Here is a 10,933-nt window from a genome sequence, read left to right as displayed (position 1 = left end):
CTGCCCGTGCGCCCAGACCGTCACGCCACGCGAGACATAGCACACCCCACCCGACCCACATTCATGGCAATAGAACCCGAAATGATCATGTGATGGCGGCGGTCGGTCAGCTGCAGGTAGACCACAAGAGCCGAATCTCCGTAGCTTGTAAGGAATCTTCCAGACATTTCATCACAAGTGTCAAAAATCGAGGCGCTTCCGGGTTTTGCGTGGGTCCTGTTTTGGGTTTGACGGGCGTCAGCGGCAGGATTTGCCGTATGCGTGACACCGAGCTGTACCGCCATCTGCTGGGACTGGAGACGCCATGGAAGGTGGGGCGGGTCGAGTTGTCAGCAACCGACGGGCGAGTGGATGTATGGGTTGAGCATCCGGCCCGGACCCGGTTCGCCTGCCCGGACTGCGATGCCGTGCTGTCGGTCTATGACCACTCGGCTGAGCGGGCCTGGCGGCATTTGGACTCGTGCGCGTTTTTGACCTTCCTGCACGCGAGTCCGCCACGGGTGGACTGTCCCGAACACGGGGTGCGTCAGGTTGCGTTGCCATGGGCCGAGCCGCACTCGCGGTTCACGACGTTGTTCGAGCGGCTGGCGATCGACGTGCTCGCCGCCTGCGACGTAGCCTCTGCCGCCAAGCTGCTGGGTATCAGCTGGGACGAGGCGTGGCATTTGATGGACCGTGCGGTCACTCGGGGCCTGGCCGCCAAACCGCTGAACGTGCCAGCCCATGTGGGGGTCGATGAGAAGGCGGCCGGGAAAGGACAGGACTACATCACCGTGGTCAGTGACCTGGATGCCGGCACCGTGGAATACATCGCTGACGAGCGCCGGCAGGCCAGCCTGGACGGCTATTTCGAGAAGTTCACCACCGAGCAGCGGGCCGGGATCGAGGCGGTGGCGATGGACATGTGGGAGCCGTACGCCGCCTCGGTACGCGCACACCTGAGCGACGCCGAGGACAAGATCGTCTTCGACCACTATCACCTGATGGGGTATCTGACCAAGGCCGTGGACACCGTGCGCAAGGCCGAGAACCGGGCGTTGGTCCTCACCGGCGACAAGAGCCTGGCCGGCAGCAAGTACCTGTGGCTGTACTCGGCCGAGAACCTACCCGAGCGCCACACCGACCGCTTCGCCGCCCTGCGGGCCAGCGACCTCAAAACCGCCCGCGCATGGGCCATCAAGGAGAACCTACGGCGCTTCTGGTCCTACCGGCGCCGCGGCTGGGGCGCCAAGCATTTCGCCCGCTGGTACTTCTGGGCCACCCATTCCCGGCTGCAACCGATCATCGACGCAGCAAAGACCCTCAAACGTCACGAAGCCGGACTGCTGTCCTACTTCGCGCATCCGATCACCAACGCCGGCGCCGAAGGCATCAACTCCCGCATCCAAGCCATCCGCGTCTCTGCCCGCGGCTACCGCAATCGAGAACACTTCAAGACCGCAATCTACTTCCACCTCGGCGGATTACAGCTCTACCCGGTCGCACCATGACCCACAAACTTCCCGGAAGCGCCAAAATCGACTAGGGTTGAGGGATGGCTCCGACACCATGGGACCCCGAGACTACGGCCGTTATCTGCGTGGAATGCCAGAACGGTGTACTGGGTCCCGAGTCCGTCCTGCCCGCCCTGGCCGCTGACAGCTCAGAACTCGTATCCAGCGTGCGCCGACTTCTCGATTCAGCCCGCCAGTTCGGCGCACGAGTGGTGCATGCGACCTACGAGGGCAGCCTCGGCGGCCAACCAACCGGGACGGCGCGCATCTGGCGCGCACTGGGCCCGGCAACCGCACAGTGGGCTCCCGGAAGCGCTGCCACCACAGTGCTTCCCGAGCTACTGGCGCCCACCGACCTGGTGCTACCACGCCATCACGGGTTATTCCCCACACTCGATTCCGAATTACTGCCGGTACTCAAGGGCTTGGGCGTGAGTACCATCGTCCTCGCCGGCGTTTCACTCAACCTGGCGATCACCCACACCGCCGGGCATGTCACACAGGCCGGCTTCGACCTCATCGTGCCGCGCGACGCCGTCGGCGGCACTCCTCAAGACTATGCACAACAAGTGCTGGACAACACCATTGCCGTGCTGGGCCGGCTGACCACGGTCGATCAGCTGATCGGCGAATGGATCCCGGTCAAGTCTGACCATTGACCATTCGCCACAGCATTTCGCCGGCCGCGACCAGCACCGCTTGGCGCGTCGTCGACGGGATCTCGTTGTGCTGGACCATCAACCACGAGCGCTCGAGCATCGCCATTACCACCAGCCCGGTTGCCACCGGATCCACGTCAGGCGGGGTCGGCGCCAACTTTGCGATGCCCTCACCAAGTGCGGCGGCAGTCCGCCGGTGCGAGCGTGCCACCGCTGCGCGGAATTTACGATCGGGAGGCATGTCCTCTGTGGACCGGATGACGAACGCGCCGTTGCGGTCGAGGTAGCTGAAGTACCTGGCAACCCAGGTCTCGATGTCCTCCCTGCTCGGCGGGCTCCCCTGCTCCATGAAACCGTCAACCATCGCAAGTGCTTGGCGGTAGGTATCGGTGCCGAGTTCGATGAAGAGCTCGGTCTTGTCGGAGAAGTAATAGTAGAAGTTCGCCCGGGTGACAGCCGCGAAGTCAGTGATGTCCCTGATGGTGACGCCCGAGAAACCCTTGCGCGCGAATGCCGTCCGCGCGGCGTCGAGAATTGATTCTCGGGTGCGGTCGGATTTATGTGTGGCCCGCCGGGCCGAGCCCTCAGGCGCCATGCGTGACCGGTTCGGCTGTGGCCTGCGGTTCTGGATAGAACCCGCTCGCCCACCGGCGCAGTGCGCGAAAGCCCGCCCCCTCCGAGGTTGCCAGGCCCGGCCGTTCGAGATACTTCTGGTGCTCCCAGATCCGGATGTCGTCGGGCAGGGCGAGTTTCGCCGCGGCCAGCCGCGTCTCGAAATCACCGGGACCTTCTGATGCTTCCTCGCTGATCCAGTAGCCGGCGAAGATGTCGGATCTGGTGTCGTCAACCGGTGTCGCGCAGATCGAGATGACCCGGATTCCGTCGCGGACGTGTTCGCCGTTGTAGCTGAGACCAACGCCTGACCAATAAATCTCGATAGTGTTCATCGTGTCGCCGTCGCGGTCCAGGCCGTCGCTCCATCTCCGGCCAAAGCCGACCTTGGCCGACCAGGTAGAGCTGTCAGTCCTCTCACGCAACACCACAGGACTGATCGCGGTGCTGTGTACGAACTGGAAGTGGTGCGGGTCGACAGCGTTCTCGGCGATCACCTGGGGATGCACCTTCACTCGCTCGTGCCGCGTCCGACAATCGCTACCCAGCGGGTGGAACCGCTGCGATCGGACGTGATCGCCGAGCACCGTGAAAGCATCCGGGGCTTCCCATAGGGGCTCCCTGCCAGCGATGTCGTGCCAGATCAAAATCGATTCATTGAGCTCCGCGACCGGATAGGAACGTACTCGTCGGGCCCTGTTGGGCCGATCCTGGTACGGAATGCGCACGTTGCGGCCAGCCCCGTTCCACACCCAGCCGTGAAATGGGCACTGGATGCCTTCCTCGACCACGCAGCCACCATGGGCCAGGCTCGCGCCAAGATGCTGGCAGTGCGCGTCCAGCACCTTCACTACCCCGTCCAGTTGCCGGAAGGCGACCAAATCCCGGCCGAAGTAATGCAGCGGGACCACGTCTCCGACGGAGATGTCGCCACTCCAGGCGACCTGGAACCAACCGGTGGGCAGCATGCTCGGCAAGGTTTGCATTATCGGAACGTCCCTTCCACGTACGACACCTGGCAGCAATATCGCGAGGCTACACATTTTTGACACAATTGTCGAAAACAATTTTGCTACCGGGCAATGGACTATGACCGCCAATCAGGACGTACAATCACATGTATTACTAGGTAAGTGATGTCTGGGCGACGGATGTGAGGACACATGGACTGGGGTCTGCCATGGCCAGGGACCGCGCTAGGTACGCAGGCCGAAGTCGCCGGGGCGCAGGCGTTTTGTGCCGGTGAGTTCGCCGACCTGAACGCCTATATCACAGCGACTGAAATGGCCCTGGGTACCTCGCAGGCGAAGGTCGGTCCGGGGATCGCCTATGCGTTCGCCCGGTCCCCGTTCGTGCACGCCGCTGCGGTCCGGCATCTCTCCACACTCGCCCCGGGCAGGGTCTTTCTGGGACTTGGGTCGGGAACCTCACGGATGAACAAGGACTGGTTCGGTGTCGACGCCGCCCACCCCGCACCCCGGATGGCCGAACTGATCGAGGTGATCAGAGCATTCCTCCACGCCGAGAACGGCGAACACGTCCGCTACGAGGGCCGGTTCTACACGGTCGACGCCGACATCCGTGCACCAGTCCTCGGCCGCTTGGACGTGCCCATCCTGATCGGAGCCTTCAATAAGATCATGGTGCGGACCGTAGGACGCACCGCCGATGGCGTGCTCGGACACGGCCTGTTCACCGATCGGTGGTGGACCGAACTCGTAGAGCCCGAACTGGCCCGCGGCGCCGAATCAAGCGGACGCGATCCCGCGGAGCTACGACGATGGGGCTGGCTGATCACCGCAATCGACAACGACGACCCGGCCCGGGCTGTCCGGGACGCACGGCTTCAGATCGCCTTCTACCTCACTGTGAAGACCTACGACTCACTTGTCGAACTGCACGGCTGGGCGGACGAGGTCGCCCGGATTCGTTCGGCCTTCCGTAGCGGCCGTCCAGAAACGATCGCCGACCACGTCACCGACGATATGCTGTGGTCGATCGCGATCTGCGGCAACGAGACACAAGCCCGCGAGATGCTCGCGACTCGCAAACGACTGCCCGACATGGCGTTTGCATCACCGCCAAGCTTCTTGGTCGGGCGCCGACGACGCGCCGGCTATGATGCAGCCGCTACGCGCGTTCTGACGCAGCTGCACTGACGACAGCCACGGATGTCCCAGATCGGCGCCCTACATGGTGTACTGAGTAGTACATGTCGAGTTTCAGGAGGTCGCGATGCCCAAGCGGGAACCGATCGTGCCGATGACCACGTCAGAGAACGGCGCGGTGCGGTCGCCCAAGACGGCCGAAATCGTAGCGGACACGTTGCGGCGGATGATCGTCGAGGGACAGCTTAAAGACGGCGACTTCCTTCCCTACGAAGCCGAACTCATGAATCACTTTCAGGTCAGCCGACCATCGCTGCGAGAAGCGGTGCGAGTCTTGGAGTCCGACCGCCTCGTGGAGGTACGGCGCGGCTCACGAACCGGCGCCCGGGTTCGGGTCCCGGGCCCCGAGATCGTCGCGCGACCGGCAGGATTTCTGCTCGCCCTGGCAGGAACGACGCTCGCCGACGTGATGACGGCACGGATGGGTATTGAACCGTATGCAGCCCGACTGCTCGCCGAAGATGGCACCGCGACGGCGCACCGCGAGTTACGCGACCTCATCGACGAGATACCTCATGCGTGGGAGACGGGCAAGCTGGGCGCGGCTTCCACCGCATTGCACCGCCGGCTGGTCGAACTGTCCGGCAACGCGACCTTGACCGTGATCGCCGGCATGCTGCATGAGATCTTCGAACGACACATGACCGCAGCATTTCTCAGCGTTCAGAACGTCGTGCCGAAGGCTCAGTACACCAAGCTGATCCGATCCTATACGCGGCTAGCCGACCTGGTGGCCGCTCGCGAAGGCGCTGAGGCCGAGGCGCATTGGCGGCGGCATATGGAGAACGCCAGTGCGGCGCTGCTCAAAGGCTACGAGAAGACGAAGGTTCAGGACATCATGCATTGAGTGGGCACCGCGCCCACTCCCACTCGAAGGACACCTGATGCATAAGCCGCTCAACGGAGTTCGCGTTCTGGACGTCGCACAGTTCACCTTCGTTCCATCGGCAGGCGCGGTGCTCGCCGACTGGGGCGCCGACGTGGTGAAGATCGAGCATCCTGTCACCGGCGATGCCCAGCGCGGGTTGGTCAAGGTGTTGGGCGCCGCGGCGACGGTACCCGGGATCGTCGTTCGCGCCGCTCATGGAGGCGCCCAACCGCGGAAAGCGTAGTGTCGGGCTGGCCCTCGACAATTCCGAGGCACGCCCGCTGCTCGACGAACTGATCCGGCGGAGCGACGTGTTCCTGACGAACTACCTGCCGTCATCGCGCAAGAAGCTGTCCATTGACGTCGACGACGTCCGCCGCGTCAACCCCGACATCATTTATGTCATCGGCAACGGCTTCGGCTCCAACGGGCCTCACCGCGATGCCGGCGCCTACGGCGCGACCGAGTTCTAGGCCCGCTGCCGAGGATGGAACGCCGAACCCAGGCCCCGGGCAACCCGCTCACCGGCGCCTATAGAACGTCGGACGGACGGTTCGTCCAGTTGTCGATGCTGCGGCCGACCCGGTATTGGCCGGAGTTCTGCCAACTGATGGGTCTGCACGATGTCGCCGAAGACCCACGGTTCACAACGATCGAGGCGATGGCCGAGCACAGCGAAACTGCTCAACGCATCGTCGCCGACGTGATGGGCAACTTGACCTTCGAGGAGTGCCAAGCCTTGCTACGCAAGGGTAGAGGGCAGTGGGCCCCGGTACAGGATGCCTGGGAACTAGCCAATGACGAGGCACTGACCGCCAACGGTCTCATCGCCGAAATCATTGATGCCGAAGGTCATCCGCAGAGGTTGGTAGCCAACCCCGTGAAGTTCGACGATGATTCGGCAAGCCTGTTAAGGGCGCCGCAGTTCGCTGAGCACACCGACGGGGTGCTGCGCGAACTCGGCATCGACGACGACCGACTCATCGAACTCAAAATCGCCGGTGCGATCACCTGATCTCGGCGCAGCGACTACCGACGACAACATCCGCATCACGACAGCGCCTCAAGGACTGGCCAGGGCCACCGACGCGGAAATCAGCGTAATGCTTGTTCTCGCGCGCACGGTTTCGAAGCCGAAGGTCACCGAGGCACAGGCAGAATGGCAGCGAGGCATCGCTGAAAAGCTACGACTAGACCAAGGTCCGCGACATGGTGGACTGATCCGCCGCGCTGTCACGCCTCGGCGAAGTAGCCCTCCTGGGTTGCGACGCACACCAATTCGCCGGACCGGTTGTACAGGGTCCCCGTGGCCAGACCGCGACAGCCTACGACACTGGGCGAGGACTGGTCGAAGAGCAGCCAGTCAGTAAAATCGGCGACACGGTGGAACCAGATGGTGTGGTCGACCAACGCCGAGAGCCGAGGCCCCATTGGCGTGGTGCGCATCGTCGTCATCGCACACTCGAGGAGGGTCAGCGCGCTAAGATAGGCCACTACACAACTGTTGACCATCGGATCATCGGAGACCTCGCCGTTGGCGCGAAGCCAAATCCGCAGCCGCGGCGGCGGCATGGCGGAAAGGTCAAGGGCGACCCGCGGCGGCGCGTCGAGGTATCGCATGGTGAACGGACGTTGCTGAGGCCACCAGTCACCGAATTCCTCGGCGTACGGGGCCAATAAATCTTCAAGTCCAGGAGCGGTGTCCGGGGACGCCACGTTCGGCATTCTTCGTTGCCAATCGACGTCGCCGACACCGACTGTGAACGAGGCGAGCGCCTCGAAGAGGACGACACCAGACTGGCTCGCAGTCACCCGGCGCGAAGAAATGGTGCCGCCGTCACGCAGCGTGGTCACGTCATACTGGATCGGCTGTCTTGCGTCACCGCGACGCAAAAAGTACATGTGCATGCTGTGCGCCAGCCGCCCAGGTGTCGTTCGGCCTGCTGCCATCAATGCCTGAGCGGCAACCTGGCTACCGATGATGTGATGATTGGGAGTGTCGGGTTGGGTGCCCACGAACGTCGCATCATCGGTCTGCTGCACTTCCAACAGCCTCAGCAGGTCTGTGAACGTTGAAATCATGTAGCAAAGCTAAGCACATTGCCCTGCCCGGGGCCGGCCGACGCGCCAGTCTGGCCCGCGCTGCGATATCCGACTATGTCATCCCAGTCTTATACCGGGTCGAACGCAGAGATCAGCCAGCGGTTGCCGACCTTGTCCATAGTCACCCGGACGGTCGATGAGGTGTCGGTGGGCGCATCGTTGCCAACGGTCACAGTCTGGTCGACATACACCAGAGCGACCGCGTGGTTTGGTGTCGCCGACACTGAGGCGGCAGCGGGAACGGTGGCGATCGCCGAGATGTGGTCTTTCTTGGCACCCGGTATCACCACGTCCTGGACCAGTTGTGTGTAGGAGTCTTTGAATTTTCCGGTCAGCCGGTCGCGGGCGGCCCCAAGGTCCTTTTCGACGCTGTCGGGCTGGTAGGACAGTAGCGCAACGGTGGATTCCTTTGCCGCTGCAACCGACTCGATGCCGGCGGCCCCAGAGTTGCGGATCCATGCATCTTGCCACTTCAGGAAGCCGACGGCCGTCGCGATCAGCAGCGCCAACACGGGCAGCACCCCGAACACTAATACCCGGGACCATTCGATTCTGCGCTTACGTACCGGGAGCTCTACATCTTTCGCGTCATCGGCTTGAGTATCCTCATCCTCGGCAGACGCTTCCTCTGACTCAGGAACGTCTTTTGTTTCGCCTAAGTCAGGGGTGCCACCGGCGGCCTGAAGTTCGTCTTTTTCGACTGCGGCCTCGTCAATAGTCTCTTCGGCGACAATCGCTTCGTCTTGCTCGGTGGCGGAATCAATTTCAACCGGCACAGCGGTGGTTCCCCTCCTGGCTCGTAGGGTTGGTACTCGGTGCTTGCCGAGCTGGAAGTTCCTCATGGCACGAATGCGACGTTGGAAACTTTCGCATCGTTTCCAACCTTTTGAACAGTGATTCGCATTCGCCAATGCCGCGGATCCTGTTCGGCTGCACCAAGATTCGATGTCTTGACGGACACAGCAACCAGCACCTGGGCTTCGCTGCCCGATTGCGACTCCAAACCCGACTCAGTGATGGTTCCTACCGACTTCGACTGCGCTTTCTTGACGACATCGATGAAAGGTTTAGATCGATGGGAGAAATCGTCATAGAAAGTGCCTGTCGCCGAGTCCACAATGCGCTGTATGTCAGCATCGGCGTGCTCGTAGTCAATCGTCGTCAGGTTCAGCGCCCCTTGCCTGGCAACCTGAACCAACAGCTGGCGTTGCTCTTGAGCCCGGTGTGACTGATACAGACGAAACCCGAACCACCCGGCCAGCGCCCCCAAAGAGACAACTGCTACCAACCCCAACATCGCCGCCAGCCGTACCGGCGACATCCGCTCCTTGGCCGGCACAGCGTCTTCCTGGGCATCGTCAACCTGGTCGTCAACCTCGCCATCAACCGCGGTGTCGCAATCATCGGCGTCGTGCGCCGGACCTTCCGCCGCTGACTCCAAGGTGGATACCTCCGCGACGCACTTCTCTTTCAAGGGGGCCCGGTTTGACAAATCCGACGAACCCTCGTCGGTGTGGCCGGCGGCTGCAGGGGTTGGGTCTGCCTGGTCCATTTCGCTCAGTTTCTCTTGGGAGGCATCAGCATGCTCTGCCATGTTTGCTCCTTTTTAGCCCCATGGGCCAGGTCGGCTTGGCTGTACATATGCCCGTCTGGCCCCACGTACATGCCGGTGGCTGGGTCGTATTGAACGGCCGCGATCGGGGGTGGCGCCGGACCGGGCGGCGATGGTGGTGGGGCCTGTCCGGGCGGCTCGTCTCCTGGCCTGAGCTGTGGGACGCCCTGACCGGTGTACGTCGCGTTTGGATCACCCTTCCAGTTGAAGCCATCGTTCAGGGGAACGTACGTCTCGTCGCTTTCGCACATCTTCACGGTCGGGGCGCGCTTGCCCGGACGCGTCTCGCACGGCAGATTGCGTGCGCCGCGCACGTCCTGCAGCGAGTCTTGCGGCACCCGGCAGTAGAGGTCGCCTTTAGGCGGGTCCGGGTAGTCCTCGTAGCTGGCGGCCCGCTGCTGCTGGGGGGGCAGGAAACCCGTGATGCATGGCGGCGGCCAGTTGAGGTTCAGGTTGAAGCTGAGGAAGCCACCCAGGTACGGCTGTTTGGTGTTCCTATTGGCCACCCCGGTCGCTTGGACATCGGCCGCCCCCTGCGGTAGCTCCACCAGGACAGCTTCCAAGTTGTCCCGGTAGGTGACCCCCACCTGCCCGACGCTCACCAGATTGGCCAACACGATCGGCAACGTGGGATTCAACCGGTCGAACAACTGCCGTGCCTCGGCAGCCGCCGGACCACCGGTGTGAAGCAGGCCCTTCACCGCGGAGTCGTTGTCTCGAAGCTGCGACGTAATGGTCGCCAGATGGGCGGCCCAGGCCTGCACCGCATCCGACGAGTCGTTCTGGCTGTCCAACAGTGGCTTTGACCCGTCAATCAAGGTCACTAGCGCGTCGAGGTTCGTGCGGCTGTCCTTCGCGAGCTTAGAGGTCCCACTGATCAGCCGGGACAGCTCCGGGCCGAGACCGCCCACCGCGGCATAGGACTCGTCGACCACCGTTTTGAGGTTGTCGCGCGGGATCACGCTCAGGCCGCGATTGGTCGCCTGCAGTAGCGAGTTGAGGTTCGGCGGAACGTAGGTACGGTCCGCCGAAATCACGTCGCCACCTTTCAGCGACGGACCATTCCCGGTGCGCGGCAGCAGCTCAACATATTGCTCGCCGACCGCGGACACGCTGTGCACCTGGGCGCTCAGATCAGCTGGGATGTGAACATCCGAATCCAATTGGAGCACCGCCTCGGCGCCACTATCGGTTAAGCGCACCTCGCGCACCCGACCGACCTCGACGCCTCGGTAGGTGACGTTGCCGCCCTCGTACAGGCCGCCGGCCTGGGGCAGCTGGACCGTGACCTGATAGCGGTCCATCCCGAAGAAAGTGGTCGGGATCTGCATGTAGTTGAAGAACATGATGGTGATCGCGGTCAGACTGACCACCGCGAAAACGACCAGCTGGATTTTGATTCGCCTCGTGAGCACGAT

General features: G+C 62.9%; 10 protein-coding genes and 1 pseudogene. 5 read left to right on the top strand and 6 right to left on the bottom strand.

Annotated features, from left to right (window positions below; translation table 11 throughout):
• Positions 1-257 precede the first annotated feature (257 nt).
• Both FPZ47_RS15565 and FPZ47_RS15560 read left to right on the top strand, forming a co-directional pair.
• Positions 258-1,490 carry an ISL3 family transposase gene (locus FPZ47_RS15565; RefSeq protein WP_144952553.1) on the top strand — a complete coding sequence of 411 codons (1,233 nt, stop codon included), beginning with the start codon at positions 258-260 and terminating at the stop codon, positions 1,488-1,490.
• Positions 1,491-1,534: 44 nt separating this feature from the next.
• The gene (locus tag FPZ47_RS15560) at positions 1,535-2,152 is read left to right on the top strand and encodes an isochorismatase family protein (protein ID WP_144952551.1); all 618 of its coding nucleotides are present in this window, start codon (positions 1,535-1,537) and stop codon (positions 2,150-2,152) included.
• On the opposite strand, the gene FPZ47_RS15555 is transcribed toward FPZ47_RS15560, so the two are convergent.
• Both FPZ47_RS15555 and FPZ47_RS15550 read right to left on the bottom strand, forming a co-directional pair.
• On the bottom strand, positions 2,136-2,747 hold the full coding sequence (locus FPZ47_RS15555; protein WP_144952549.1) for a TetR/AcrR family transcriptional regulator: 612 nt from the start codon (positions 2,745-2,747) through the stop codon (positions 2,136-2,138). The genes FPZ47_RS15560 and FPZ47_RS15555 overlap by 17 nt on opposite strands.
• Positions 2,737-3,750 (bottom strand): Rieske 2Fe-2S domain-containing protein, encoded by a 1,014-nt coding sequence (locus FPZ47_RS15550; RefSeq protein ID WP_144952547.1) that lies wholly within the window; start codon positions 3,748-3,750, stop codon positions 2,737-2,739. The genes FPZ47_RS15555 and FPZ47_RS15550 overlap by 11 nt, the downstream gene beginning before the upstream one ends.
• A 177-nt stretch (positions 3,751-3,927) precedes the next feature.
• On the opposite strand from FPZ47_RS15550, the gene FPZ47_RS15545 reads away from it, so the two are divergent.
• The 3 genes and pseudogenes from FPZ47_RS15545 (at position 3,928) to FPZ47_RS15535 (ending at position 6,815) form a co-directional block, all read left to right on the top strand.
• Positions 3,928-4,923, top strand: a complete 996-nt coding sequence (locus tag FPZ47_RS15545; protein WP_144952545.1) for an LLM class flavin-dependent oxidoreductase — start codon at positions 3,928-3,930, stop codon at positions 4,921-4,923.
• A gap of 76 nt (positions 4,924-4,999) precedes the next feature.
• Positions 5,000-5,779 (top strand): FadR/GntR family transcriptional regulator, encoded by a 780-nt coding sequence (locus FPZ47_RS15540; protein WP_144952543.1) that lies wholly within the window; start codon positions 5,000-5,002, stop codon positions 5,777-5,779.
• 37 nt (positions 5,780-5,816) lie between these two features.
• Positions 5,817-6,815 (top strand): annotated as a pseudogene (locus FPZ47_RS15535) (CaiB/BaiF CoA transferase family protein).
• Between the two features lie 218 nt (positions 6,816-7,033).
• On the opposite strand, the gene FPZ47_RS15530 reads toward FPZ47_RS15535, so the two are convergent.
• From FPZ47_RS15530 to FPZ47_RS15515, 4 genes are all read right to left on the bottom strand, one after another.
• Positions 7,034-7,882, bottom strand: a complete 849-nt coding sequence (locus FPZ47_RS15530) for an acyl-CoA thioesterase (protein WP_144952541.1) — start codon at positions 7,880-7,882, stop codon at positions 7,034-7,036.
• Between the two features lie 89 nt (positions 7,883-7,971).
• Positions 7,972-8,745: a hypothetical protein gene (locus FPZ47_RS15525; RefSeq protein WP_425461799.1), complete on the bottom strand. Its 774-nt coding sequence runs from the start codon at positions 8,743-8,745 to the stop codon at positions 7,972-7,974.
• Positions 8,742-9,497, bottom strand: coding sequence for an Mce protein (locus FPZ47_RS15520; RefSeq protein ID WP_144952538.1), 756 nt, complete (start codon positions 9,495-9,497; stop codon positions 8,742-8,744). The genes FPZ47_RS15525 and FPZ47_RS15520 overlap by 4 nt, the downstream gene beginning before the upstream one ends.
• On the bottom strand, positions 9,461-10,933 hold the full coding sequence (locus tag FPZ47_RS15515; RefSeq protein WP_144952561.1) for an MCE family protein: 1,473 nt from the start codon (positions 10,931-10,933) through the stop codon (positions 9,461-9,463). The genes FPZ47_RS15520 and FPZ47_RS15515 overlap by 37 nt, the downstream gene beginning before the upstream one ends.

This window comes from Mycobacterium helveticum, from assembly GCF_007714205.1.
Taxonomy (GTDB): domain Bacteria; phylum Actinomycetota; class Actinomycetes; order Mycobacteriales; family Mycobacteriaceae; genus Mycobacterium; species Mycobacterium helveticum.
This window is presented reverse-complemented; position numbering and strand designations above follow the sequence as displayed.

What these genes read in the sequence shown, in the direction of transcription:
- FPZ47_RS15565 (WP_144952553.1), top strand. Translation starts at nt 258, where the DNA reads ATGCGTGACACCGAGCTGTACCGCCATCTGCTGGGACTGGAGACGCCA.
- FPZ47_RS15540 (WP_144952543.1), top strand. Translation starts at nt 5,000, where the DNA reads ATGCCCAAGCGGGAACCGATCGTGCCGATGACCACGTCAGAGAACGGC.
- FPZ47_RS15550 (WP_144952547.1), bottom strand. Translation starts at nt 3,750, where the DNA reads ATGCAAACCTTGCCGAGCATGCTGCCCACCGGTTGGTTCCAGGTCGCC.
- FPZ47_RS15525 (WP_425461799.1), bottom strand. Translation starts at nt 8,745, where the DNA reads ATGAGGAACTTCCAGCTCGGCAAGCACCGAGTACCAACCCTACGAGCC.
- FPZ47_RS15545 (WP_144952545.1), top strand. Translation starts at nt 3,928, where the DNA reads ATGGACTGGGGTCTGCCATGGCCAGGGACCGCGCTAGGTACGCAGGCC.
- FPZ47_RS15555 (WP_144952549.1), bottom strand. Translation starts at nt 2,747, where the DNA reads ATGGCGCCTGAGGGCTCGGCCCGGCGGGCCACACATAAATCCGACCGC.
- FPZ47_RS15560 (WP_144952551.1), top strand. Translation starts at nt 1,535, where the DNA reads ATGGCTCCGACACCATGGGACCCCGAGACTACGGCCGTTATCTGCGTG.
- FPZ47_RS15530 (WP_144952541.1), bottom strand. Translation starts at nt 7,882, where the DNA reads ATGATTTCAACGTTCACAGACCTGCTGAGGCTGTTGGAAGTGCAGCAG.
- FPZ47_RS15520 (WP_144952538.1), bottom strand. Translation starts at nt 9,497, where the DNA reads ATGGCAGAGCATGCTGATGCCTCCCAAGAGAAACTGAGCGAAATGGAC.